This is a genomic window from Pseudarthrobacter sp. W1I19 (assembly GCF_030817835.1).
Taxonomy (GTDB): Bacteria; Actinomycetota; Actinomycetes; order Actinomycetales; family Micrococcaceae; genus Arthrobacter.
Genome location: NZ_JAUSZR010000001.1, coordinates 461,209 through 486,631 on the forward strand (window position 1 = coordinate 461,209; position 25,423 = coordinate 486,631).

A 25,423-nucleotide genomic window follows, 5' to 3' on the forward strand; every position below is an offset into this window, starting at 1 on the left:
TTCCTCCCTTCGCATCTGGAGAACTGAACCGTGAGTCAAACAAAACTGTCGATCGTGGATCTGACAAAGCGATACGCCGCAGGCTTGGAGCCCGCCGTCGACCGCCTGAACATGCAGGTGGAGGAGGGGCACCTGGTGGCGCTGCTGGGCCCGTCAGGGTGCGGTAAAACCACCACGCTGAGGATGGTGGCCGGACTGATGGACCCCACCGCCGGCTCCATCGTGGTGGACGGCAAGGAAATAACCCACACCCCCGTGAACAAACGCGGTATGGGCATGGTCTTCCAGTCCTACGCGCTGTTCCCGCATATGAACGTTGAGCAAAACGTGGCCTTCGGTCTGCAAATGCGCCAGACGCCGAAACCCGAACAGAAAAGGCGGGTTGCCGCAGCCTTGGATATGGTGCAGCTCGGGCACCTCGGCAAGCGCCAGACCCGGGAACTGTCCGGCGGGCAGCAACAGCGCATCGCGCTGGCCCGCGCACTGGTTGTGGAACCCACGCTGCTCCTGCTCGACGAGCCTCTTTCCAACCTGGATGCGAAGCTCCGCGAAACCATGCGGACGGAGATCAGATCCATCCAGCAGCGAACCCGTGCTACCACCCTCTTCGTCACCCACGACCAGGACGAAGCCCTGGACATGGCGGACCGGATCGCCGTTATGAACGGGGGACTGATCGAGCAGTTCGGCTCGCCCACCGAGGTCTACGAACGCCCGCGCACGCACTTCGTGGCCAACTTCATCGGCCAGGCCAACTTCCTGCAGGCCACGGTCGTCTCTGAAGTAGGGCCGGGCGGTGCCGGTGAGTCCCATTACAAGGTGGACATTGAAGGCCTGGGTGGGTTCGGGGCCGTCGGTTCAGCGGGACTTACCGGAAGCCATGAACTGGTGATTCGTCCACACAGGCTCAAGGTGACTGTGGCCAGCCGCGGTGACAGGGACGCCATCGAAGGGATCATTGAGCGCGTCAGCTACACCGGCGATGCGTTGTCGGTCGCCGTCAGGGTGGACTCGAAGACGTTCAATGCACAGTTGCACACATCCAGCGGCGAACTGCCCCGCCCGGGCGACACCGCGTACCTTTCCTGGTCACCCGAGGATGCCTACATTCTTCCGGTGACCATGAGAGGGCAGGCATCATGACCATGTTGCAGTCGAAGGGGCAGTCGCCCCTTCGACCACCGGCAGAAGCTGGAGAGCTCGAAAGGGCCACGGAGAAGCGCAACCGCCGCGCCTACCTCGCCCTGCTCATCCCGGGGTTATTGGGACTCCTGGTCAGCTTCGTCTTTCCGCTGGCCTACATGGTCCGGATGTCCTTCAACCGTGGAGCACCCGACGGGGTGATCGAGGAAACCTTCACCTTCGACACCTACCTCCAGCCACTGACTGACCCGTATTACTGGAAGGTCACCCTGGATACCTTCCAGATGGGTGTGACCGTCGGCGTCCTGTGCATCCTGGTCTCCTATCCGGTGGCGTTGTTCCTGGCCAGGAGCCAAAGCAAGTACCGCAGCCTGCTGCTGGCCATCGCGATCGCACCTCTCCTGACCTCCGCGGTGGTCCGGACGTACGGTTGGATGGCCATTTTGGGCACTAACGGCCTGGTCAATTCCTCACTGACCGGGTTGGGCCTCATCGATACGCCGTTGAAGCTCACCAACAACATGACCGGGGTGACCATCGGCCTGGTGGAAATCTTCATGCCGTACGCGATCCTTGCCATGATTTCCGGCTTCGGCCGTCTCAGCCCGCAACTGGAGGAAGCGGCCGGCTCCCTCGGCGCCAGCAAGCTCAACGTGTTCACCCGCGTGACGCTGCCCCTGAGCCTGCCCGGCATCCTCACCGCGTTCCTGCTGGTCTTTGTCCTGTCCATCAGCACCTTCATCACGCCGCGCCTACTGGGCGGCGGCAGCGTCCAGGTCCTTGCCACCGAGATCTACGACCAGACCACCGGGCTCTTGAACTGGCCTTTCGCAGCGGCGCTGTCAGTCATCCTGCTGGTTCTGTTCGGCCTGATCATCGCCGTTTACCAGCGTCTCACGCGAAAGATAGGCGGTTAGCCATGAACGAAGCACCTCTTTTCAAGCCGCGCTTCAATGCAGCGAAACCGGCCTTCGGAATCCTCGTGTTCCTGCTTTACCTGTTCCTGCTTGCCCCGCTGCTGATCGTCTTCGTTGTGTCCTTTGCCTCCAACCAGTACCTGTCCTTCCCGCCCGAAGGATTCACGCTGAAGTGGTACGAGATGCTTCCCCAGGAAAGCACCTTCATGAACGGCATGCGGGTGAGCCTGATCGTCGCCGTCGTGGTGACGGTTATTGTCCTGGCGCTCGGCGTACCGGCCGCCCTGGCCCTTGACCGCTACGAGTTCAAGGCAAAAGCCGCGGTCCAGTCGTTCTTCCTGTCACCGCTGCTGATCCCCAGCATCGTGCTGGCGCTCGGCATGGTCCTGCTCTTTGGTCCGCTGAGGCTGACCAACACCTATGCGGGCATCATCATCGGCCACGTGGCGATCACTATCCCGTTCGTCATCAGGACCACCCTGATGAGCCTGGCAACCACGGACACGTCCTGTGAAGCAGCAGCCCGGATTTTGGGTGCCGACTCGTGGACCGTCTTCCGCCGCGTGACCCTGCCCATCATCCAGCCCGGCGTCATCGCAGGCGGCGTCATCGCGTTCATCGTCTCATTCGACGAAGCTGTCATCTCCCTGTTCGTGGCCGAATCGGGCCTGCCCACCCTCCCCGTGCAGGTGCTCAGGTACGTGGAAAATTCCGCCGATGCCGCAGTTGCCGCCCTGTCCGTGATCCTCATCCTCATCTCGCTGGTGGTGGTGGTCGTCGTCGAACGCGTTATGGGCCTCCGCAAAGCCCTCCGCTGACACTTCCGGCAAGTCAGGCTGCCAGTGCCGGCATTAACAGAACAACGAAATTGTCCTGCCCGGTCCGCAAAAGCGGGCCGGGCAGGACGTCGTTGACGGCGCCGGGGGTCATAACCGGCACCTATCCCGTGACACCTATTACGTCTTTGTGTGATCCAAGTCCCGGTGCCAGACTTTTTCTACAACCCCGGTCATCCGGGCATCGGACCGAAGCCCCATCGGCTGGTCCACACCACTTCCGCTTCCGCTTCCGGCAGCAGATGCGGTGCCCTTGGCCCGCGCTGCGAAAACACCCCTAAGGAGGGCTCAGATGGGACCCATGGTTGATCTCGTGGCAGATCTCGGAGAAGGCTTCGGCACCTACTCCATGGGCGACGACGCGGCCCTGCTCGAAGTGGTGTCCAGCGCCAACATCGCCTGCGGCTTCCACGCCGGAGACCCGGACATTATGAATACCACCGTTGCCGAGTGCGTGCGCCGCGGGGTCGCCATCGGCGCGCACCCCAGCTTCCCGGACCTGCGCGGCTTTGGCCGCCGCGCCATGGACCTTACGGCTGACGAAGTCCGCAACGACGTCCTGTACCAGTTCGGCGCCCTCAGCGCCTTCGCCGCCTACCATGGCGCCGGCGTGGTCCATCTTGCGCCGCACGGCCGCCTCGGCAACCTCGTGGCCACGCGCCATGACTATGCAGAAGCCGTGGCGGACGCGGCCGCTCGCATCAACCCGGACCTCATCGTCCTCGCCCAGGATGGCGCACTTGCCGACGCCGCCGCCGCCCGCCGGCTCCCCGTGGGCATCGTGGGCATCGCAGACCGCGCCTACGAAGCGGACGGCACCCTGGTGCCGCGCAGCCGCCCCGGCGCCGTCATCCACGATTCCAGAGTGATCGTGGACCGCACCATCCGTATGGCCTGCGAAGGCGTCATCGAAACGGTCGCCGGAACAGACCTCCCGATCGTCGCCGACACCATTCTGCTCCACGGGGACACCCCGGGTGCCGTCCAGCTGGCCCGCCAGGTCCGTTCTGAGCTGGAACGCGCCGGCGTGGCCATCGCCCCGCTCACCCAGGTCTTGGCCGCCAAAGCGAAAGTGGCCTGACATGCCAGCCACTCCAACTCCAGCTCAGCCTCCGGTGGAGGTGTTCGAATCCGGTGACGCCGCACTGCGCGTCGTCGCTTCCTCCCCGGACCGGGAAGCCAACTGGGCCACTGTCCACGCCCTCGCAGAGTGGCTGGATGCTGCAGGGGCCGACGGCGTCCACGGCGCAGTGCCGACGTATGACTCGCTGCTCGTTGAGTTCGATCCCGGCGTCACCTCTGCACGTCAGGTCAAGGCTTTTGTCCTGCTGGGCCTTCGCCAGCTCGAATTCACCGGCGTGCCCGCCCGGACACCCCACGAATTCAGGGTCCCGGTGGTGTACGGCGGCGAGTACGGCCCCGACCTCGAGCGGGTTGCCGAACAGCAGGAGCTCTCCGTCGAGGAAATCATTGAGCTTCATACCACCAAGTCCTACGTGATCCGCTGCCTGGGCGCACCGGCAGGCTCGCCCATGATGGACGGCCCCGATTTCCCCTTCCCCGTGCCCCGTTTGAAGGACCCCCGGTTGTCCGTGCCGGCAGGCGCCGTATCGGTTGCCGGCCGGCAGGCAGTCATTGCCCCGGCTGCGGCACCCGGCGGCTGGTGCGTCATCGGCCAGACCCCGCTGACCGTCCTCGACGCAACGGCCGAGCCGCTGGTTCCTTACGTACCAGGCGACCTGCTGCGGTTCCACCAGATCCAGCCCGAGGACTTCGCCGCCTACGCCGGCCGGAAACTGCAGGCAGCGCGATGAGCGGCTCACTGATCATCCAGCAGCCCGGCAACTCCGTGGTCACAGACCTGGGACGCTTCCGCGGCCCCCGCTTCGGACTGCCCGTCAACGGCGCCCTGGACCAGTTCTCCGCCCGCGCCGCCAACATCCTCGCCGGCAACGGCGACAACGCCCCGCTGCTGGAAGTCACCGCACTGGACTTCCGTATGAAGGCCACCACTGACATCCTCATTGCGGTCACGGGCGCACCATTGCACCTGACGGTGGGCGGGCGCGAGTGCCAGCAGTGGGAGCCCGTGTCCGTCAGGGCGGGGGAGACGGTGGCGCTGCGCCGAATCGACGGCGGCCTGCGGGCCTACGTTGCGGTCCACGGTTCAGTGGAGGCTCCGGTACTCCTCGGTAGCTGCGCGCCGGACACCGTGGTCGGATTCGGCCTGCGGCTCGCCGAAGGCACCGAACTGAAGACCAACCGATGCGTCCCGCCCATCCGCCAGCCATACTTCGACCTCCCCCTGTTCCGCCTGGGCCTCACCCGGCCGGAATTCCACAGTACGGCGGTAGTTGAGGTCACCGACGGGCCGGACGTGGAGGAGTTCGGCGACACCGCCGACCTGCTCTACAACACCGAGTACACCGTCAGCGGCAGGAGCAACCACATCGGCCTGCGGCTGGGCGGAGCACTCCCCGAACGCCAATCCACCGCCGAGGTGCTGTCCCGGGGCGTCCCGGTGGGAGCCATCGAAGTGCCGTCCCGTGAAGAACTCCTGGTCCTGCACCGGGGCCGCGGAGTAACCGCCGGCTATCCCGTCCTCGCCGTCGTCACCAGCCGCTCTCTGGACGTCCTGGCCCAGGCCCGCCCCGGCCACAAAATCACTTTCCGCAAGACCACCGTCCCCGAAGCAACAGCGAAACACCGGGCGGCGCTGCGGGAACTGGAGACCCTCCGATCCAATGTCAGTACCGTCTTTGCCCTCCTGGGCGTCGGCAACGAACCGGGCTGGCCCCGGCTTGCGCCAGCAGCCGGAGGCTAACAACCCTCGCCCCAGCTTCTAACTCTTGTTACCATCCCCTTAAGTAAGGAAAGCCATGTCCACCTCTACGCACGCGGCCCAGCCGCATACAGAGCGGCTCAGCAGCAAGCAGACCCGCAAGGTCGTCACGGCCGGCTGCGTCGGCATTTTCGTGGAACTCTATGACAACGGCATCTTCGCCTTTATGGCCGGAACGCTTGCCCTCGTCTTCCTGGCACCGGGAAACCCGGACAACGCCCTATTGTTCGTCTTCGCCGGCTACGCCGTTTCCTTCTTCGTCCGCCCCCTCGGCGCCGTGGTCTGCGGGTACCTGGGCGACCGGATAGGGCGGCAAAAGCTACTGGTCTTCGTCATCCTGCTGATCAGCGTGGCCACAGCAGGCATCGGCCTGCTGCCCAACTATGCGGCCATCGGCATCGCGGCGCCCATCCTGCTGGTGCTGCTCCGACTGTTGCAGGGCTTCTCCGTCGGCGGTGAAGCCGCCGGTGCCATGACCTTCCTCGCCGAGCACGCCCCCGAAGGCAAGCGCGGCATCATCACCTCCTACGCCCAGATCGCCTCCTTCGCGGCACTGCTCACCGGCACCCTGGTTGCCTTCTCCATGTCCCCGTGGCTCACCCAGGCAGCGATCGACGGCGGCGGGTTCGGCGCGTTCGCATGGCGCATTCCGTTCCTGGTTGCGATCCCCATGGGCATCATCGGCTGGTACATCCGCAAGGCCATCGCGGACACCCCCAACTTCCAGAAGCTCAAGGAAGAGGGCGGGCTGTCCAAGAACCCGCTCAAGGAAGCCTTCGCCTCCGCAGAGCACCGCCGCGCCATGCTGCTGGCCCTGTTCATCCCGCTGATGAACGGCTCCGGCTACTACGTCCTGTTCTCCTACATGCCAACGTTCCTCAAGGGCAAGCAGCTCAACTTCACCATCGGCGAGGCCCTGCTGGTCACCGCCTGCAGCCTGGTGGTCATCTGCATCGCAATCCCGTTCATGGGTGCACTCTCTGACCGGGTAGGCCGCAAGAAGGTCATCGCCGGCTCCGCCATCGCCATGGCCGTCCTGGGCATCCCCTCTTACCGCCCTGATCGCCACCGGCGAGATGGCCCTGGCCATCCTGGGTGCCTGCATCATGGCAGTGGTCTTCGCCGGACACACGGCAGTGATCCACATCCTGATCGTGGAACTCTTCCCCACCCGCGTCCGCTACTCCGCCTACGGCCTGGGCTACAACATCTCCTCGGCCCTCTTCGGCGGCACGGCGCCGCTGCTCATGACCTGGCTCATCTCGTCCACCGGCAACATTTACATGCCCGCCTTCTACGCAGTGATCACCGCCCTGGGCACACTTGCAGCAGTCAGCACGGTCAAGGACCGGGCACACCAGCCCCTCCGCGACGCCTAACTTCCCACCCGGCAGCTCAGCGCTGCACCTTCACAGGAGATCCCCATGACTTTTTCTGACTACAAAACCGCCCTCGTCACCGGCGCATCCACCGGTATGGGTGCCGCCATCGCAGAACGCCTGGCCAAGCGCGGACTCACCGTGCACGCCGTGGCCCGGAACGAGGACCGCCTGAAGGAACTCGCGGACAAGACCGGCGCGGTGCCCCACGTGGTGGACCTGACGGACACCGCAGCACTGACTGCCGCCGTCGGAAGCCTTGAAGTGGACGTCCTGGTGAATTGTGCCGGCGTCTCCCGGCCCGGCAACATCCTGGATTCCAGCGAGAGCGACATCGACGAACTCGTGGACGTCAACCTCCGCAGCCTGCTCCAACTGACCAGGCTGGTGCTGCCGGGTATGGTGGAACGCGACCGCGGGCACGTCATCAATGTCAGCTCGATCGCCGGCGTGTACAACTTTTACGGCCACACGGTCTACCACGCCACCAAGGCCGCCGTGCACCAGATCTCCCGCCAGCTCCGCAACGACACCGTGGGCAAGCGTATCCGCGTCACCGAAATCTGCCCCGGCCGGGTGGAGACGGAGATCTTCGGCCGCAACATGGGCGGCACTCCGGAGGCCATGGAAGAGGCGTGGAAGACCTACTACGAGGGCTACGAATCGTTGACCACCGATGACATCGTCAACGCCATGGATTACGCCATCGAAACACCCCGGCACGTAAATGTTGGCATGCTTGAACTCATGCCCACGTTCCAGGTGCCCGGCGGCCTCACGTTCGACCGGCGCTAGCCACCGCCCCGCCAACCAGCTCCACCGATTGATAGGTTCCCGATGCAAACAGTCCGCACCGTCAGCTTCCCCGACCAGCAGCTCCTCGACGATCTCTCACCCCTGCCCGAAGGGCTGCGGGGAGTGGTCTGGGACCTGAAGGCGGATCCCGACGGCGGGACGCTGGCTGAGATCGACGGCGTCATCCTCCCGTACATCGGCGCGGGAGCGGTGTTGGGTTCCCTTGGCAAGGTGCCGGACCTGAAGTTCGTCCAGACGCAGTCCACCGGATACGACGGCGTGATTGAGGCTGCCGGCCCCGCGGCCGGAGTCGCCAATGCCTCCGGAGTCCACGCGGCAGCGACGGCGGAGCTTGCCATCGGCCTGATCCTCGCCAAGCTGCGCGGCATCGACCAGGCCGTCCGGGACCAGCAGTACGGCCTGTGGCGCCCGGAGCGCCGGCAGTCGCTGGCGGACCGGCGGGTGCTGCTGGTGGGTGTGGGCGGAATCGGGCACGAGATTGCCCGCCGCCTTGAGCCCTTCGAGGTCACCGTCACCCGGGTGGGAAGCTCGGCCCGTACCGATGAGCATGGCCAGGTGCATGCGTCCTCGGAACTGGCGGCGCTCGCTGCCTCGCACGACATCCTGGTATCGGTGCTGCCCCTGAACGAGGACACCCATCAGCTGATCGGCGAAGAAGTCCTGGCTGCCCTTCCGGACGCTGCCCTCGTGGTGAACGTGGGCCGTGGCTCCGTGGTGGACACCGCTGCGCTGACCAAGGAGGTCCTCTCCGGACGGCTGCAGTGCGCCATCGACGTGGTTGATCCAGAGCCGCTGCCGCAGGACCACCCGCTCTGGTCCACCACCAACGCCCTGATCACCCCACACGTGGGCGGCAACGCCTCGGCGTTCCAGCCGCGGATCCTCAAGCTCCTCCGAAAGCAGCTTGAGGCGCTGGCCACCGGCCAGACTCCGGCCAACCTGGTCCAGGCAGGGCCGTTCGCATGAGCTCACTTTTTGACCTGACCGGCCGGGTTGCCCTGGTCACCGGTTCCAGCCGCGGAATCGGTAACGCGCTGGCCCGGGCATTGGCCGACGCCGGTGCAACAGTGGTGCTGAACGGTATCAATGAGGATCGGCTCAAGGATGCGGCGGCGACGATGGCTGCCGGCTTCGCACCCGGGCGGGTGCACAGTGTGGCCTTCGACGTCACGAGCGACGCCGAGGCGGCACGTGGTGTTGCCTGGGTGGAAGAGCATGTGGGCCCGCTGGAGATCCTGGTGAACAACGCCGGGATCCAGCATCGGGTGCCCATGCTGGAGCTGGACGTGAAGGACTGGGAACGGGTGATCTCCACGGACCTGACCAGCGCATTCCTGGTGGGCCGGGAGGCTGCCCGGTTCATGATCCCGCGCGGTCACGGGAAGATCATCAACATCTGCTCGGTCCAGACCGACCTCGCCCGCCCCACCATCGCCCCCTACATCGCGGCGAAGGGCGGGCTGCGGAACCTCACCCGTGCAATGACCGCCGAGTGGGCGGCGTCCGGGCTGCAGATCAACGGCATCGCGCCGGGCTACATCCACACCGAAATGACACAGAACCTGGTGGACGACGAGCAGTTCAATTCCTGGATCCTGGGCCGCACCCCGGCCAGCCGGTGGGGGACCGTGCAGGACCTCGCCGGGCCCGCCGTGTGGCTGGCCTCCAGCGGCTCGGACTTCGTCAACGGCCAGACCATCTTCATCGACGGCGGAATGACGGTGGTGGTCTGATGACACTGGACACAGCTCTTCCCATTACTGGTCCGGCCGTGGTGGCCCATGCCGCCAACGATCTGCGGATCGATGAACTGACCCTGGCCGCTCCGGCCCCGGACGAGGCCGTGATCGAGGTGCACTACGGCGGCATCTGCGGCTCCGACCTGCATTACTGGCTGCACGGCGCCGCCGGCGAATCCATCCTGAAGGCGCCGCTGGTGCTGGGCCACGAGATTTCCGGGACGGTGGTCCATGCCGCTGCTGACGGAACCGGCCCGGCCGCCGGCACTCCGGTGGCGGTCCACCCGGCAACCCCGGGCCCGGGCGCCGCACGCTACCCGGAGGACCGGCCCAACCTTTCACCTGGCTGCACGTACCTGGGCAGCGCCGCACGGTTCCCGCACAAGGATGGCGCATTCAGCCGGTACGTGAACCTCCCCGCCCGGATGCTCCGGACTTTGCCGGACAGCATCAATCTTCGCACCGCCGCCCTGATCGAGCCGGCCTCCGTGGCCTGGCATGCAGTGGCGCGGGCCGGAGACGTGGCAGGAAAGTCCGCACTCGTCATTGGCAGTGGCCCCATCGGCGCGCTCGCCGTCGCCGTCCTGAAGCGGGCCGGCGTAAGCCGTATCACCGCCGTCGACATGCACAACAAGCCGCTGGAAATCGCCACAGCCGTGGGGGCGGACCAGGTGATCACCGCCGGTGACGCCGAGGCGATCGCCGCCGTTGAGGCCGACGTCGTGATTGAATCCTCCGGCAACCACCATGGCCTGGCGTCCGCCATCCAGGGAGCCACCCGCGGCGGCACCGTGGTGATGGTGGGGCTGCTGCCCACCGGGCCGCAACCGGTGCTGATCTCGCTGGCCATTACCCGGGAGCTCGAGCTGAAGGGCTCGTTCCGCTTCAACGACGAGATCGACGACGTCATCGCCGCCCTCGCCGAGGGCTCACTGCACATCGAGCCCGTCATCACGCACGAATACCCGGTGGAGGACGCGCTGGAAGCGTTCGGCGTGGCCCGGAACTCGGCCGAATCAGGGAAGGTCCTGCTCAGGTTCGGCGCAAAGGCTTAGCACCAGCTTCCGGGCGGCGCACAAAACAGAAGCGGACGACGGCGGGAGATCCCGTCGTCGTCCGCTTCTGTTCCTACGCCGGTTCTATTCCGCGGCGTTTGCCGGGACCGGAACCGACCTCTCATCAGACGCTGCCGACTCAGCCGCAGCCGGGGGTGCCGGCTTCTTTTTGAAACGGCTGGTGATGGTGGTGCCGCCGCCGGTGCGGTTCTTGTTGAAGATGTCGAACCCTACGGCGAGCAGGAGGACCAGTCCCTTGATGAGCTGCTGGTAGTCGGTGCCGAGGCCCAGGATGGACATGCCGTTGTTCAGCACGCCCATGATGAGGCCACCGATCATGGCGCCGGCCACTGTGCCGATGCCGCCCTGGACGGCGGCGCCGCCAATGAACGCAGCAGCGATGGAGTCCAGCTCGAAGCCTGTGCCACCGGCCGGTTGGGCCGAGTTGAGGCGTGCCGTGAAGACAAGGCCGGCCAACGCTGCCAGGACGCCCATATTAACGAAGAGGCGGAAGGTGACGGCCTTGGTCTTGACGCCGGACAGCTCGGCGGCATGGAGGTTTCCGCCGATCGCGTACGTGTGCCGGCCGAAGACGCTGTTGTTCATCAGCGCCGTGTAGGCGATCACCAGGACGGCCAGCACGATCAGGACGATCGGCGTGCCGCGGTAACTGGCAAGGAGGAACGTGATGATCAGCATAAGCAGTGCGATGAAGGTGGTCTTGGTGGCGAACCAGGCCATCGGTTCGTTTTCGAGATCGAACTTTTTCCGGATGCGGCGCTCCTTGAGCGCCTGGATCAGCAGTGCCACGGTAGCTCCCACGCCCAGGATGACCGTCAACCATTCCAGCACCGAAGTGCCGCCGGAGATGTCCGGAAGGAAGCCGCCGCCCAGGGCACGGAGTTCGGCGGGGAAAGGGGTGATCTGCTGGTTTTTGAGCGTGATCAGGGTCAGGCCGCGGAAGATCAGCATGCCCGCCAGCGTGACGATGAACGCAGGGATGCCAACGTAGGCGATCCAGTAGCCTTGCCAGGCCCCGACCAGTGCTCCCACCAGGAGGCATGCGGGGATGGCGATCCACCAGGCCCAGCCCCAGTGGACGATCATCACGCCGGCAACGGCCCCGATGAACCCTGCGATCGAACCGACCGAGAGATCGATATGACCGGCAATGATCACCATCACCATGCCAATGGCGAGGATGAGGATATAGCTGTTCTGGACCACCAGGTTGGTGACGTTTTGGGGTTCCAGGAGGATGCCGTTGGTCAAAACCTGGAACAGCAGGACGATCAGGATCAGGGCAACGAAGATGCCAACCTGCCGGAGGCGGCTTGTCAGGAAGCCGAGCGATTCTCGTAGGGCGGACATGGTCCTATTCCTTCTCTTTGGTCATGTAGTGCATGAGTGTTTCCTGGGTTGCTTCGGCGATGGGTACCTCGCCGGTGATGTGGCCGGCCGAGAGGGTGTAGATCCGGTCGCAAATGCCAAGGAGCTCGGGCAGCTCCGAGGAAATGACTATCACCGCTTTTCCCTCCGCCGCCAGCTTGCCGATGATGGTGTAGATCTCGAATTTGGCGCCGACGTCGATGCCCCGGGTAGGTTCATCCAGGATCAGCACGTCAGGGTCCGAGAACATCCACTTGCTCAGCACCACTTTCTGCTGGTTTCCGCCGGAGAGTTTCCCCGTTATGGCAGCCACGGACGGCGCCTTGATGTTCATGCTTTCGCGGTAGCCGTTGGCCACCATGGTTTCCTGGTTCTTGTCCACCCAGCCGCCCTTGACCAGCTTCCGCAGCGCCGCCATGGAGATGTTTCGCTTGATGTCCTCAATCAGGTTCAGGCCGTACCGCTTGCGGTCCTCCGTAGCGTAGGCAATGCCGTTGGCGATGGCAGCGGGAACCGTGGAAGTGTTGATTTCCTTGCCGTACTTGTAGACCTTGCCGGATGTCGCGGTGCCGTACGTGCGCCCGAAAACGCTCATGGCCAGTTCGGTCCTGCCCGCACCCATCAGGCCGGCAAGGCCCACCACCTCGCCCTTGCGGACGGACAGGCTCGCGTTGTGCACCACCATCCGGGAGTGGTCCTGGGGATGCCTGACGGACCAGTCCTCGATCCGGAGGACTTCCTCACCGATCTGGGGGTTCCTGTCCGGGTAGAGGCTTTCCAGGTCCCGGCCCACCATGCCGCGGATAATCCGTTCCTGCGTGATCTGGCCTTCATCCAGGCGCAGGGTCTCGATGGTTTTGCCGTCACGGATGATGGTGACGGCATCGGCCACCTTTCGGATCTCGTTGAGCTTGTGGCTGATGATGATGCTGGTGATTCCCTGACCCTTCAGGTGGAGGATCAGGTCCAGGAGGTGGCCGGAGTCTTCGTCGTTGAGCGCGGCCGTGGGTTCGTCCAGGATGAGGAGCTTAACTTCCTTGGACAGCGCCTTGGCGATCTCCACCAACTGCTGCTTCCCCACACTGATGTGCTGGACCGGAGTGACAGGGTTTTCACTCAGGCCCACCCTGGCCAGCAGCTTGGAGGCCTCCAGGTTGGTCTTGCGCCAATCCACCCAGCCGTTTTTGGCTTGCTCGTTTCCGAGGTAAATATTCTCGGCGATCGAAAGGTAGGGGCTCAAGGCGAGTTCCTGGTGGATGATGACGATGCCGCGCTTCTCACTGTCGCTGATGCTGGAGAAGTTGCAGGGCTCGTCTTCGAACAGGATTTCCCCGTCGAAGGAGTTGTGCGGGTAGACACCGGACAGGACCTTCATGAGGGTGGACTTCCCTGCCCCGTTCTCGCCGCAGATGGCGTGGACCTCACCCCGGTTGACGTCGAGGGTGACGTCCTGGAGGGCCTTCACGCCCGGAAAGGTTTTGGTGATTCCTCGCATTTGAAGAATGGGTGTGTTCATCGTCGATTCCCACTGACTGGTTGGAAAACTGGGGCGCCTGCGGCTGCAGGAGCCGACGGGAAGGGGTTGCGGCGAGCCTGTGTGGCCGGCCGCAACCCCAAACAATGCTTACTTGACGTCGGCGTCGCTGTAGTAGCCCGACTCGATCAGTTCCTTCTTGTAGTTGTCCGCGGTGATGATCACGGACTTAAGCAGGTAGGCCGGTACTACCTTGACCTTGTTGTCGTAGGTCTTGCTGTCGTTGACCTCGGGCTCCTCGCCCTTCAGCACGGCGTCGACCATTTTCACGGCCTGGGAACCCAGCTGGCGGGTGTCCTTGAAGATGGTGGAGTACTGCTCGCCGGCGATGATGGACTTCACCGAACCCTTCTCGGCATCCTGGCCGGTAACCACCGGCAGGTCGCCCTTGGCGTAACCGCCGGTGCTGGTCAGGGCGGAGATGATTCCAATGGAGAGGCCGTCATAAGGGGAGAGCACGCCGTCGAGCTTGGTGCCGGAGCTGTAGGCAGCGGTGAGGATGTCCTCCATGCGTTTCTGCGCAACAGGGGCCTGCCAGCGCAGGATGGCCGCCTGCTCGAATTTGGTCTGCCCGCTCGGCACCTTGAGGGTGCCGGCGTCCATGTACGGCTTCAGCGTGTCCATTGCGCCGGTCCAGAAGAAGTTGGCGTTGTTGTCATCCGGGCTGCCGGCGAAAAGCTCAACGTTGAACGGGCCCTTTCCGTCCACCTTCTTGCCGCTGGCATCCACCAGGCCAAGCCCGGTCAACAGGGACGTGGCCTGTTGCACGCCTACGGTGTAGTTGTCGAACGTGGTGTAGTAGTCAACGTTCGGGGTGCCGTTGATGAGGCGGTCATAAGCGATGACCCTGACGTTCTGTTCCTTTGCCTTGGCCAGCACATCGGTAAGGGTGGTGCCGTCGATGGCGGCAATGATGAGCGCCTTTGCTCCCTTGGTGAGCATGTTTTCGATCTGCGACACCTGGGTGGGGATGTCATCGTTGGCGAACTGCAGGTCGGTTTTGTAGCCCAGGTCCTTCAAGGACTTTTCCACGTTTCCGCCGTCGGCGATCCAGCGCTCCGACGTCTGCGTCGGCATGGAGATACCCACCAGCGACTCACTGGGGTTTGCCGAGGCAGCCGGTTCAGACGCTGCCCCTCGGGAACCGCAACCTGTGGCACCCACAGTGACTGCGAGGGCGACTGCAACGGCGCCCAGGAGTTTCCTCATTCTCACGATCTTCTCCTTCTGCGGAGGTTTCTCCGCGAAGTGGTGCTGGGCCGGCAAGCATCTGCGCCTGTCGGCAGGTAAGGCTCCAGGTTCCTGCTGTCTGCAGGGCCCGACTGTTCTGGACATGAAAGGGGCAGCCGGCCAAGGCCTATTAAGCCTGCCGGTTGCCCCGTTTAGTGGTTGGTGCTGATACTGCTGTTAGCGCTAACAGCAGATGCTACTTCGCAGTAGGCTGTGAGTCAATCCACTCGCCGCGCTGCAGGCCACGAGGCGAGATCGCTCCCCATCGTGGGCCTGGCGAAGAGCATCATCCAGCGGCCAGCCGCATCCGCAGCGACTCCAGGAGCAGTTCGAGGCCGGTCTCGAAGGCCTTGTCGCTGCGTTCCCGGCCGTGGCCGGATTCTTTGACCAGCCGGGACAGGGTGGCCGCGGATTCGGTGGGCGCCCACACGTCGTCAGGTGCGGCGAGGTCCAGGCCCGCGCCGAGCGAAAAGGAATCGATCACGGAGATGATGGTCAGCACATCCCCGTCCGGAAATCCACCGGCGACGAGTGCTGAGGCCATGTGCTCGTAGGCGCTGATCACGCCGGGATCGGTGATGGTCTTGCCAACGATGAGTGGCACCACGAATGGATGGGCTGCATACATTTCCCGCTGCCCGCGCACAATCAGCGACAGTGCGGTGTCCCACGCGGCGTCCTCGGGAACGTCCGGGATGGACTGCGTGGCCAGCCGGGCCCGCATGAGTTCGATGATCTCGTCCCGGCCCGAAATGTGGTTGTACAGGGACGACGCCGTGACGCCCAGCCGTCGGGCGAGGGCATTAACGCCGAAGCCGGCCCCTTCATCCACCAGTTCGATGGCGGCATCCGCGATGCGGTCCACCGAGAGGATCGGCGTCCTGGGCCGTGGCATGGAACTCCCTTCGTCAGATGCCAGTCTAGGGACTCTTCCCTTTGACACAGGTCACATGCATAATAAAACGAACGCCATTCGTTTTAGCGGGAACTGCCATCAAAGGCAGCAGGCACGCCGGACGCAAGGAAGCATCCGGCCCAGCCTTAAAAAACCGCGCCTTCACCTGTTCAAAGGACTACCAATGACCCAGCCAGAACCCCAGCGGCTTCCGCTGACCACCAAACGCGCGGTCTCCACCTTCGGCATCGGCGTGGTGGGCTTCATGAGCGCCAACCTGGTCCCGTTCATGATCCTCGCCATCCAGGATTCCCTGAAGGTGGGAGCCACCGAGGCGGGAACGCTCATGACCGCCTGCCTCCTGGCCACCGCCCTTGCCTGCCTGGCGGTGACCCGCTTCACCGAGGGGCATGGCCGCTACCTGGTGGCCCGGCTGGGGCTCCTCCTGACGGCCGCCGGCTTCGGACTCGCCGCCCTTGACCTGGCACCCGCCGCAGTGATCACCGGAATCATCGCCGGCGGCATCGGAGCCGGCGGCGCCGTGGCCTCCGGCGGGGCCGCTTTGGCGGCATTGCGCAATCCGAACCGCGCCTCCGGCATCAGCGGGCTCGCAAACCGGGCCATCGTCACCGTGGTGCTGGCGGTCATTCCGGCCGTGGGCATCGGCATGGGAAGCGCCTTCGGCTTCGTGGCGGGGCTCGCCCTCGCGCTGCTGTTCACGGCCGGGTGGCTGCCCATGGCGGAGCGAGGGGTGGCCCAGGAGGGCGCGCCGCACGCGCCAGCGGAAAGTACGACGACGGCCATCACCCCCGCGGGCACCGTCGGCACCAGGACCATCACCATTGCCGGCTTCGCCTTGCTGTCAATCTTCGCCCTCTGGGCGATCGGCGAGGACTCCCTGTGGGCCATGTCCGGGGCTATCGGAGTAGCCCAGGCGGGGATGACGGAGGAACAGCTGGGGCTGGTACTGAGCGCGTCCACCGGCGGCGGCCTGCTCGCTGCCATCGCACTGATTTTCCTCGGCACCAGGCTGGGCCGGGCGCTCCCGCTGGGCATCCTGCTGGCGCTCGGTGCCGCCTTGAAGCTGACCGCCTGCCTGACTACCGACTCCACCACCTACCTCGTCACCATGATCGCCTGGAACACCGTGTACGCGGTCGCCTTTATGTACTTCATCGCCACCGCCGCAGCCCTGGACGCCAGTGGCCGCTGGTCGGGGCCCGTGCTTGGGGTGTACCTGGTGGGATCCAGTTTCGCGCCCATGTTCGGAGCCTGGATCGGGGAGTCGTTCGGCTTCCCGGCACTGGGCTGGGTCCTGGCCGGCTTCAGCCTGGTGCTCCTGGTTCCCGCAGTCCTGATCGCCCGGCTCTCGTCTCGGGTGGAGGCAGTGAACGCCGCCAAGACTTCCAACTCACCCGATATCGCCACCATCCGAACTGCAGGAGTATAAAAGCCATGACCGAGCTGTACCGCAATGCCCGCGTCTTCACCGCCGACGAATCGGCTCCCTGGGCGGAAGCATTCGTTGTCGACGCCGGCAGGCTCACCCATATTGGCACCAACGCCTCTGCCCAAGGGGCGGCCGGGGAGACTGCAGAGGTCATCGACCTTGGCGGCCGGCTGGTGGTGCCTGGATTCATCGACGCCCACACCCACGTGATGATGCTTGGCGAGGCCCTGGGGAAGGTCGCACTCACCGACGCCCGGTCCCTGTCCGACATCCAGGAACGCCTGAGCGCCGCCCGCGCCGCGGACACCGGGGCTCCGCGGGTCCTGGGCAGGGGCTGGCTGTTCGACTCCCTTCCCGGCGCCCCCACCGCGGCCATGATCGACGAAGCGGTGTCAGATGTACCCGTCTACCTCGATGCCAATGACTACCACTCCTGCTGGGTGAACCGGGCCGCCTTGAAGGAACTGGGCATCACCCGAGGCACCCCGGACCCGCTCGGCGGCCGCATAGGACGCGACAGCCAGGGCGAGCCGGACGGAATGCTCTACGAGACTGCCGCCCAGCACTTTGTGTGGCCGTTCCTGGCGAAGGTGACGTCCGACGCTGACCGGGACGCCGCCGTCGAACGCTCCATCGAGGCGTATCTCGCCGCCGGAGTGACCGGTGCGGTGGACATGGCGTTGGGCGAACTGGACCTGGCTGCCTTCCGGCGGGCCGCGGAACGGTGCGGCGGGAGGCTGCCGCTGCGCATTGTGGCGCACTGGTTCATCCACAACACCGGTGACGAGGCGGAAAACCTCGCGCAGGTGGAACGCGCCGTACTTCTTGCGGAGGAAGTCAGCACGGAGTGGCTGCGGGTGGCCGGCATCAAGCTGGCCCTCGACGGCGTGATCGACGCGTGCACCGCTGCCATGAATCAGCCCTACGCGGACGGCTCCCAGTCAGGGCCCATCTGGTCGCCGGAGCAACTCAACCCGGTGGTGGCAGCAGCCGATGCTGCCGGTCTGCAGGTGGCACTGCACGCCATCGGGGACCGCGCGAGTAATATTGCCTTGGACGCCCTGGAACACGCTGCGGAGATCAACGGCCCGCGCCACCGCCGGCACCGCATCGAGCACCTCGAATACACCTCGCCGGAAACGCCCGCACGGATGGCCCGGCTGGGCGTGACCGCCTCCATGCAGCCCGTCCACGCCGACCCTGCAATCTACGGCAACTGGGTGGCGATGCTGGGCGATGACCGGGCGGACCGCAGCTTCGCCTGGCCCGAATACGTGGCAGCCGGAGCCCTCCTGGCGTTTTCCACCGATGCTCCCACCGCGCCCTACGATGCCCTGCAGAACATGTTTGTGGCGGCCACCCGGAAGTCGGCGTTGGACCCGTCGTATCCGCCCAACAACCCGCATTTCGCCCGGCCCCTGGCGGAGGCGATCGGGCACGCCACCCGCGACGCCGCTGCCTCTGTGATGGAGGAGGACCGCAGGGGCCGGCTGGCGGCCGGACTCGCTGCCGACTTCGCCGTGCTGGACGCAGATCCCTTCGTTCACGGAGAGGAGTCCCTGCTGAACGCACGCATACTCCGCACCGTGGTGGGCGGCCGCATCGAGTACCTCGCCTGACACGGCTCCCCGCTGTTCCCGCTACTCCACCGTGAATTCGCCGGAACGCGTTCGGGACGCCGAAACTCTTCAGCGTCCCGGACGCTTTCCGGCGAATTGGACGCTCGGTAGGGAAGTGGACGACGGCGGGAGGTCCCGCCGTCGACCGCGTTCTGGGGGAGTCCGGTACCCTGTTGAAATGGTGCGAGGAATGGCCGAGTACGGCGCAGAAGGCATCCTGCTCGCCGGCGCGGGACGGGCCCTCCTCCTGCAGCTTGCCGATCCGGCGGTTGGCCGGGGCGTTGACGAGCACAGCACCTTCGTGGGCCGGCCGGTCAGCAGGCTCAAAGGCACCCTCACGTACGTCTACGCCATTGTCTACGGCACCGACGAACAGGTGAATGAGGTCCGCCGCAGAGTGAACCGGGCCCACGTTCCGGTCCGCAAGGACGACACCGAAACTTCACCGGGCTACAACGCCTTCGATCCCGAACTGCAGCTCTGGGTGGTGGCCACGCTTTACGACACTGCGATCACCGTCATCGAGAAGATCTACGGCCCTCTCGACGACGAATCGGCCGATGCCATGTACCAGGACTATGCGCGGATCGGCACAGCCCTGCAGCTTCCGCCCGGGATGTGGCCCGCGGACCGGGAAGCGTTCGGCCGCTACTGGGACGCGCGGATCTCCACGCTGCATGCGGAGGGCGGCGGCGTGCACGTGGGCCGCGGGTTGCTGTACCCGAAGCACACCGCGCTTTGGTACCGCGCCATCATGCCGTCAGCCCGGTTCCTCACCGCGGGCCTCCTCCCGGATCAGCTCCGCCAGGACTTCGGCCTGCCCTGGAGCGGCCGCCGGGAACGCCGCTTCAACCGCACCATGCGGGTCCTGTCCGTTGCCTACCCGAAGGTCCCGCGGCGCATCCGGCACTGGTTCAAGGACTACTGCCTGAACAGCCTGGATGCCGACATCCGCGCCAACAGCCAGGCCGGCAAGCGTCAGGGAGTTCGTGCGTAGTTCCACCTCCGTTGAGAAGCGCCTGGACGATCGCGCGCGCCGCTTCCTGGACAGCGCACCGGCCAGCCGCATCCGCCCCAAGCTCACCGAGTTCGTGGTCTTTGGCCTCAAGCAGGGCTGGGCCTGCATCTTCGGGGCGGCCCTCCTGGCGGTGCTGATGGGAGCACGGCTCTGGTACCCGGACGGTGCCGCACTGGCCAGGAACGATTTCCTGACGCTGGCCGCCGTCGCCATCCAGGTCCTGATGGTCGTGTTCAAACTGGAGACCCTCCGGGAACTGCGGGTCATCATCCTGTTCCACCTGGTGGGTACGGTGATGGAGCTGTTCAAGACCGACGTCGGCTCCTGGTCCTATGAAGCGGAGGGCGTCCTGCGGATCGGCGCGGTCCCGCTCTTCAGCGGGTTTATGTATGCAGCGGTGGGCTCGTACATGGTCCGCGTCTACCGGCTCTTCGACCTTCGCTTCGCCAATTACCCGCCGCGGTGGATCACGGCCATCGTGGCCGCCGCCATCTACGCGAACTTCTTCAGCCACCGCTACATCTGGGACCTGCGCTGGGTGCTGCTTGCCGCCGTCGTCATCGTCTTTGGCCGGTGCGTGATGCACTTCCGCGTGTTCCGGAAGCACCACCGGATGCCGCTGGTTATCGCGTTCCTGCTGGTGGCGCTGTTCATCTGGATCGCCGAGAACATCGCCACCTGGTCCGGCGCCTGGCTGTACCCCAGCCAGGTGGACGGCTGGCATCCGGTGTCGCTGGACAAGCTGGTGTCCTGGTTCCTGCTGATGATCATCTCCGTGGTGCTGGTGGCCTGGGTCTACAAACCCCAGCCGCCGGACAGTGGGGAAGGGCGGGAGGAATCCGCCGAACAGCAAGGTAAGGTTGCTTACTAATTCCTTATCTGCCGTTCGGGAGGGCCCAGGAAATGGTTGCAGGCAAAAATCCGGCGGAGACCGGCGTCGCCGGTGAAGTCCAGCAGGACCGCTTTGTTGGAGGACAGGACCTCACCAGGTGGGATACCACGCCGGGCCGGCTCCTGGCCTCGGTGGTCAAGCGGATCAGCAGCCTTCTAGGCTCGCACGCCGCGCTGGTGCTCACCCTGGCCGTTGGTGCGGCGCTGGCCGTTACGCTGGCGTCAGTCTTCGCCCAGGTGTACGAGTCCGTAGTCGAAGCAGACGGCGTGGCCGGGCTGGACCACCCGGTCCTGGATGGCGCCAAAACACTGCGTTCCCCAACCCTGAACCTCCTGATCACCGCTTACACGGATGTGGGCGGCACCATCGGAATGCCCGTGCTGGCCCTGGCCGTTATGGTCCTGCTTGCATGGCGGCGAAAGTCCTTGACCCCCGTCATCCTGATGCTCGTTGCCGGGCTCGGTTCGCTGTTGATGACCATCGCCGGCAAGGAACTGGTGGGCAGGACCCGGCCGGACCTGGCGGACGCGGTGCCGCCTTACGAATACTCGGCCTCATTTCCCAGCGGCCATTCGCTGAATTCGGTGGTCATCGCAGGAATTGTGGCGTACCTGATCATCCTTCGTCTCAAGTCTGCCCGCGCCCTCACCGCGGCGGGCGCGGCAGTCTTCGCTGCCACCATGGGGCTCAGCCGGGTGTACCTCGGGCACCACTGGCTCACGGACGTGCTGGGAGCATGGGCGCTGGGCGCCGCCTGGTTGTCGCTGGTCATCACCGCCCACCGCCTCTACCTCACCACCCGCGTACACCCGGCCTGATCAGCTTCAGCGGGCGGACCGGACGACGGCGGGAGCTTCCCGCGCCGTCCGGCCCGCCGGCATCCCTGCAGCCAGCACTCCAGCCAGCGCCGGTTCAGCGGCTGCGGCGCCGCAGCAACGGGTCCGTCAGCGACGGCGGCCGGTAGCCGGCGTCGGCCTGGTTCAGTGTGGTGCCCGGCGGGACGATCTCGTCAATCCGGTCCAGCACGTCCTTTGACAGGCTCACCTTGTCCGCGCCCAGTGCCCCTTCGAGGTGCTCCAGCGTGCGCGGACCGATGATCGCGGATGTAACGGCCGGGTGCTCCAGCACAAAGCCGAGCGCCAGATGGATCAGGGACAGGCCCGCCTGGTCGGCGAGTTCGGTCAGCTCCAGTACCGCCCGGGTCTTGCGGGCATTTTCCGACGACGACGGGTCATGCCGCTCCGGCTGCCGCGCGGCGCGGCTGGAGGTGGCATGGGCGCCGTCAGGCCTGATCCTGCCGGACAGCCACCCGCCGGCCAGCGGACTCCACGGCAGCACACCGAGCCGGTGCTTGCGGGCCAGCGGCAGCACTTCGCGTTCAATGCCGCGGGCCAGGATGGAGTAGGGCGGTTGCTCCGTGACCGGGCGCTCGCGGTGGCGTTCCCGGGCCACGTACTGGGCCTCCACGATCTGCCCCGGCTCGAACGTGGACGTGCCGATGTACCGGATCTTGCCCTGCCGCACCAGGTCAGTGAGCGCCCCGAGGGTCTCGTCGATGTCCGTGTCCGGTTCCGGCCGGTGCACCTGGTAGAGGTCGATCCAGTCGGTCTGCAGCCGGCGCAGGCTGTCCTCCACCTCGCGGATGATCCACCGGCGCGAGTTTCCCGCCTGGTTCACGTCCTCGCCGAGGCGGCCGTGGACCTTGGTGGCCAGCACCACCTCGTCCCGGCGGCCCTTCAGCGCCTTGCCCACGATGACCTCGGACTCGCCCTGGGAGTAGACGTCCGCGGTGTCCACCAGGTTGATGCCGGAATCCAGGGCGCGGTGGATGATGCGGATGGAATCCTCGTGATCCGGGTTGCCGATGGCGCCGAACATCATGGTGCCCAGGGTCAGCGGGCTGACTTTGAGGCCGGTGGATCCCAGGTTGCGGTAGTCGGTCATGCGGATGCTCCCAGTAGTTGCTTGCTGCGTTGGTTCTGGCTGTATTGGCTTTGCGGCCGGTCCAGGCCGAAGTGCTCGCGCAGGGTCCGGCCCGTGTACTCGGTGCGGAAGAGTCCGCGGGACTGCAGGATGGGCACCACTTCGTCGGCGAAGGCCTCGAACCCGCCGGGCAGCCAGGGCGGCATGATGTTGAATCCGTCCGCTGCGCCGTCCTCGAACCAGCGCTGGATCTCGTCCGCCACTTGCACCGGAGTTCCGGCGAAGACGTAATGCCCGCGGGCCCCGGCGAAGCGGTGCAGCACCTGCCGCACGGTCAGGTTCTCGCGGCGGATGATGTCCAGGACCAGCTGGCTGCGGCTGCCGGCCTTGCCTGCCGAGGCCAGCAGTTCCGGCGGAAAGGCCTCGTCCAGTTTCACCCCGTCCAGGTCAACGCCCAGCAGCTTGCGCATGATCCCCAGCCCGTACTCCGGCTGGGTGAGCTCGTCGAACTCCTGCTTCAGCGCCCGCGCCTCCGCCTCAGTCGAGCCCAGGTAGGGGCTGATGCCGGGCAGGATCAGGAGTTGTTCCGGGTCCCGGCCGTTCGCCGCGGCCTGCGCCTTGATGTCGGCATAAAACCCCTGCGCGCTCTGCAGGGTCTGGTGGGCCGTAAAGACAGCTTCGGCGTGCTGGACCGCGAAGGCCTTGCCGTCCGCCGAGGAGCCGGCCTGCACAAACACCGGCCGGCCCTGCGGGGAGCGCGGGGTGTTCAGCGCGCCCTCCACCCGGAAGTATTCGCCCTCATGCTGAATGGAATGGATCCGGGACGTGTCGGCGAAAAGCCCGCTGTCGGCGTCGGCTATCACCGCGCCGTCCTCCCAGCTGTCCCACAGCTTGCCCGCCACCCGGACAAACTCATCCGCGCGGGCGTAACGCTCGGCGTGCGGCGGGTGCTCATCCAGCCCGAAGTTCCGGGCCGCGCGTTCGGCGCCGGTAGTCACGATGTTCCAGCCCGCGCGGCCGTTGCTGAGATGGTCCAGCGACGCGAACAGCCGGGCCGCGTTGTACGGCTCCAGGTAGGTGGTGCTGGCGGTGCCGATCAGGCCGATCCGTTCGGTGGCGACGGCGATCGCGGACAACCAGGTGAACGGCTCGATCCGGAATCTGGTGGCATACTGCACGTTGTTCTCCAGCGCGGGACCGTCAGCATAGAACACCGCATCCAGTTTGGCGGCTTCCGCGCGCTGGGCCAGCTCCTGGTAGAAGCGGATGTCCAGCAGCCGGTCTGTCTGGGATTTCGGGTGCCGCCACGCGGCCTCGTGGTGCCCGCCAGGGTAGATGAACAGGTTGAGTTTGAGCTGCCGGCCCATCAGAACGCCGCACCGATCGAGGCCAGCTCCGGTGCAACATCACCGGCGAAGCGGTTGTCCGGGCGCTTCAGGCCGTAGTGTTCCCGCAGGGTGGTACCGGTGTAGTCGGTGCGGAAAAGGCCACGCGCCTGGAGGATGGGCACCACCTGGTCCACAAACGTCTCCAGCCCCGAGGGCAGCACCGGCGGCATGATGTTGAAGCCGTCCGCCGCGCCGCCGTCGAACCATTCCTGGATGGCGTCCGCCACCTGCACCGGCGTCCCGGTGAACGTGCGGTGCCCGCGCCCGCCGCCCAGGCGGCCGATCAGCTGGCGGACCGTCAGCTGTTCGCGGCGGGCGAGCTGGACGATCAGGGTGTAGCGGCTCTTGGCGCCCTCGATCTCGTCCTCGCTGGGCAGGTCCTCCGGCAGTTGGCGGTCCAAAGGCAGGTCCTCCGGAGCCACGCGCAGGGTCTTTGCCAGCTGGATCCGGGCGTACTCGGGCTTGATCAGCCGGTCCAGTTCCCGCTCCAGCTCCAGCGCTTCCTCCTCGGTGGCGCCGATGACGGGCACGATGCCCGGGAGGATCTTGATGGTTTCGGGGTCGCGGCCGGCCGCAGCGGTACGGGACTTGAGGTCGCGGTAGAACTCCCGGGCGTCGGCGAGGGTCTGGTGGGCGGTGAAGACGGCGTCGGCGTACCGGGCCGCGAGGTCCTTGCCGTCCTCGGACGATCCGGCCTGGACAATCAGCGGGTGGCCCTGCGGCGAGCGGGGCACGTTGAGGGGGCCGCGGACCTTGAAGTGCTTGCCCTCGTGGTCGATCACACGGATCTTTTCCCCGTCACCCCACACGCCCTCGGCCTTGTCCGCAAGCACGGCATCGTCCTGCCAGCTGTCCCACAGCTTCTGTGCCACCTCGATGAACTCTGCGGCACGTTCGTACCGGACTGCGTGGGCGGGCTGGTCGTCCACCCCAAAGTTCCGCGCCGCGTCGGGGCCAGCGGTGGTGACCACGTTCCAGCCTGCGCGGCCGCCGCTGACCCAGTCCACCGAGGCGAAGCGGCGGGCCAAGTTGAACGGTTCGTTGTAGGTGGTGGAGGCCGTGGCGATCAACCCGATGCGTTCAGTGGCGCCGGCGATGGCGGTCAGCAGCACTGTGGGCTCGAGTTTGCCGGCCGGCCGGCGGCCCACCTCGCCGAACAGGACGGGAGAGTCGGCGAAGAAGATGGAGTCCAGTTTGCCGCGTTCGGCCGTGCGGGCCAGCTGCTTGTAGTGCTCGATGTCGGTGCTGGACTGCGGGTCGCTTTCGGGCAGCCGCCACGATGCTTCGTGGTGGCCGGTGCTCATGAGGAAGGCGTTGAGGTGGAGCTTGCGGTTTTGGGAAAGGTTTTCGGAAGTCAT

Annotated in this window: 23 protein-coding genes and 1 pseudogene; 17 read left to right on the plus strand and 7 right to left on the minus strand. The window is 65.7% G+C overall.

What is annotated here, in order from left to right; all coding sequences use genetic code 11:
* Window positions 1-54: 54 nt before the first annotated feature.
* The 12 genes and pseudogenes from QF038_RS02100 (at window position 55) to QF038_RS02155 (ending at window position 10,727) form a co-directional block, all read left to right on the plus strand.
* The gene (locus tag QF038_RS02100; protein WP_307608289.1) at window positions 55-1,143 is read left to right on the plus strand and encodes an ABC transporter ATP-binding protein; all 1,089 of its coding nucleotides are present in this window, start codon (window positions 55-57) and stop codon (window positions 1,141-1,143) included.
* Window positions 1,140-2,060 carry an ABC transporter permease gene (locus QF038_RS02105; protein ID WP_307608291.1) on the plus strand — a complete coding sequence of 307 codons (921 nt, stop codon included), beginning with the start codon at window positions 1,140-1,142 and terminating at the stop codon, window positions 2,058-2,060. Before QF038_RS02100 ends, QF038_RS02105 begins: the two co-directional genes overlap by 4 nt.
* A gap of 2 nt (window positions 2,061-2,062) precedes the next feature.
* Entirely contained in the window at window positions 2,063-2,878 is an 816-nt protein-coding gene (locus tag QF038_RS02110; RefSeq protein ID WP_307608293.1) for an ABC transporter permease, read from the plus strand.
* Window positions 2,879-3,188: 310 nt separating this feature from the next.
* Window positions 3,189-3,977, plus strand: coding sequence for a LamB/YcsF family protein (locus tag QF038_RS02115; protein WP_307608295.1), 789 nt, complete (start codon window positions 3,189-3,191; stop codon window positions 3,975-3,977).
* A gap of 1 nt (window position 3,978) precedes the next feature.
* Window positions 3,979-4,710 (plus strand): allophanate hydrolase subunit 1, encoded by a 732-nt coding sequence (locus QF038_RS02120; RefSeq protein ID WP_307608298.1) that lies wholly within the window; start codon window positions 3,979-3,981, stop codon window positions 4,708-4,710.
* Window positions 4,707-5,720, plus strand: a complete 1,014-nt coding sequence (locus QF038_RS02125) for a biotin-dependent carboxyltransferase family protein (RefSeq protein WP_307608300.1) — start codon at window positions 4,707-4,709, stop codon at window positions 5,718-5,720. The genes QF038_RS02120 and QF038_RS02125 overlap by 4 nt, the downstream gene beginning before the upstream one ends.
* 184 nt (window positions 5,721-5,904) lie before the next feature.
* Window positions 5,905-6,723 (plus strand): annotated as a pseudogene (locus tag QF038_RS02130) (MFS transporter); the annotation flags it as partial.
* Between the two features lie 121 nt (window positions 6,724-6,844).
* Window positions 6,845-7,117 (plus strand): MFS transporter, encoded by a 273-nt coding sequence (locus tag QF038_RS02135; protein WP_307613376.1) that lies wholly within the window; start codon window positions 6,845-6,847, stop codon window positions 7,115-7,117.
* A 45-nt stretch (window positions 7,118-7,162) separates the two neighbouring features.
* Window positions 7,163-7,912 carry an SDR family oxidoreductase gene (locus tag QF038_RS02140; protein WP_307608302.1) on the plus strand — a complete coding sequence of 250 codons (750 nt, stop codon included), beginning with the start codon at window positions 7,163-7,165 and terminating at the stop codon, window positions 7,910-7,912.
* A gap of 42 nt (window positions 7,913-7,954) precedes the next feature.
* Complete coding sequence (locus QF038_RS02145) at window positions 7,955-8,899, plus strand: 2-hydroxyacid dehydrogenase (protein ID WP_307608304.1); 945 nt, start codon at window positions 7,955-7,957, stop codon at window positions 8,897-8,899.
* Window positions 8,896-9,666 (plus strand): SDR family oxidoreductase, encoded by a 771-nt coding sequence (locus QF038_RS02150; RefSeq protein WP_307608306.1) that lies wholly within the window; start codon window positions 8,896-8,898, stop codon window positions 9,664-9,666. The genes QF038_RS02145 and QF038_RS02150 overlap by 4 nt, the downstream gene beginning before the upstream one ends.
* The gene (locus tag QF038_RS02155; protein ID WP_307608308.1) at window positions 9,666-10,727 is read left to right on the plus strand and encodes an L-idonate 5-dehydrogenase; all 1,062 of its coding nucleotides are present in this window, start codon (window positions 9,666-9,668) and stop codon (window positions 10,725-10,727) included. Before QF038_RS02150 ends, QF038_RS02155 begins: the two co-directional genes overlap by 1 nt.
* Before the next feature lie 84 nt (window positions 10,728-10,811).
* Here the strand turns inward: QF038_RS02155 and mmsB are convergent, their stop codons facing one another.
* The 4 genes from mmsB to QF038_RS02175 all read right to left on the minus strand — a co-directional run bounded on the left by mmsB (window position 10,812) and on the right by QF038_RS02175 (window position 15,775).
* Window positions 10,812-12,098: a multiple monosaccharide ABC transporter permease gene (gene mmsB, locus QF038_RS02160; RefSeq protein ID WP_307608311.1), complete on the minus strand. Its 1,287-nt coding sequence runs from the start codon at window positions 12,096-12,098 to the stop codon at window positions 10,812-10,814.
* Window positions 12,099-12,102: 4 nt separating this feature from the next.
* A complete protein-coding gene (gene mmsA, locus QF038_RS02165; protein WP_307608313.1) occupies window positions 12,103-13,632 on the minus strand; it encodes a multiple monosaccharide ABC transporter ATP-binding protein in 1,530 nt (509 codons plus the stop codon).
* A gap of 108 nt (window positions 13,633-13,740) precedes the next feature.
* Window positions 13,741-14,859 (minus strand): multiple monosaccharide ABC transporter substrate-binding protein, encoded by a 1,119-nt coding sequence (gene chvE, locus QF038_RS02170; protein ID WP_307613377.1) that lies wholly within the window; start codon window positions 14,857-14,859, stop codon window positions 13,741-13,743.
* A 307-nt stretch (window positions 14,860-15,166) separates the two neighbouring features.
* Window positions 15,167-15,775: a TetR/AcrR family transcriptional regulator gene (locus QF038_RS02175; protein ID WP_307608315.1), complete on the minus strand. Its 609-nt coding sequence runs from the start codon at window positions 15,773-15,775 to the stop codon at window positions 15,167-15,169.
* A gap of 184 nt (window positions 15,776-15,959) precedes the next feature.
* On the opposite strand from QF038_RS02175, the gene QF038_RS02180 reads away from it, so the two are divergent.
* The 5 genes from QF038_RS02180 (at window position 15,960) to QF038_RS02200 (ending at window position 21,572) form a co-directional block, all read left to right on the plus strand.
* On the plus strand, window positions 15,960-17,225 hold the full coding sequence (locus tag QF038_RS02180; RefSeq protein WP_307608317.1) for an MFS transporter: 1,266 nt from the start codon (window positions 15,960-15,962) through the stop codon (window positions 17,223-17,225).
* 5 nt (window positions 17,226-17,230) lie between these two features.
* Window positions 17,231-18,844 (plus strand): amidohydrolase, encoded by a 1,614-nt coding sequence (locus QF038_RS02185; RefSeq protein ID WP_307608319.1) that lies wholly within the window; start codon window positions 17,231-17,233, stop codon window positions 18,842-18,844.
* Window positions 18,845-19,022: 178 nt separating this feature from the next.
* Window positions 19,023-19,841, plus strand: a complete 819-nt coding sequence (locus QF038_RS02190) for an oxygenase MpaB family protein (protein WP_307608321.1) — start codon at window positions 19,023-19,025, stop codon at window positions 19,839-19,841.
* Entirely contained in the window at window positions 19,834-20,733 is a 900-nt protein-coding gene (locus QF038_RS02195) for a DUF817 domain-containing protein (protein ID WP_307608323.1), read from the plus strand. The genes QF038_RS02190 and QF038_RS02195 overlap by 8 nt, the downstream gene beginning before the upstream one ends.
* Window positions 20,734-20,765: 32 nt before the next feature.
* Window positions 20,766-21,572, plus strand: coding sequence for a phosphatase PAP2 family protein (locus QF038_RS02200; protein ID WP_307608325.1), 807 nt, complete (start codon window positions 20,766-20,768; stop codon window positions 21,570-21,572).
* A gap of 94 nt (window positions 21,573-21,666) precedes the next feature.
* Here QF038_RS02200 and QF038_RS02205 read toward each other — a convergent pair whose 3' ends face one another.
* The 3 genes from QF038_RS02205 to QF038_RS02215 are packed head-to-tail and all read right to left on the minus strand — an operon-like array spanning window position 21,667 to window position 25,423.
* Complete coding sequence (locus QF038_RS02205) at window positions 21,667-22,698, minus strand: aldo/keto reductase (RefSeq protein WP_307608327.1); 1,032 nt, start codon at window positions 22,696-22,698, stop codon at window positions 21,667-21,669.
* Entirely contained in the window at window positions 22,695-24,044 is a 1,350-nt protein-coding gene (locus QF038_RS02210) for an LLM class flavin-dependent oxidoreductase (protein WP_307608329.1), read from the minus strand. Before QF038_RS02210 ends, QF038_RS02205 begins: the two co-directional genes overlap by 4 nt.
* Window positions 24,044-25,423, minus strand: coding sequence for an LLM class flavin-dependent oxidoreductase (locus tag QF038_RS02215; RefSeq protein ID WP_307608331.1), 1,380 nt, complete (start codon window positions 25,421-25,423; stop codon window positions 24,044-24,046). The genes QF038_RS02210 and QF038_RS02215 overlap by 1 nt, the downstream gene beginning before the upstream one ends.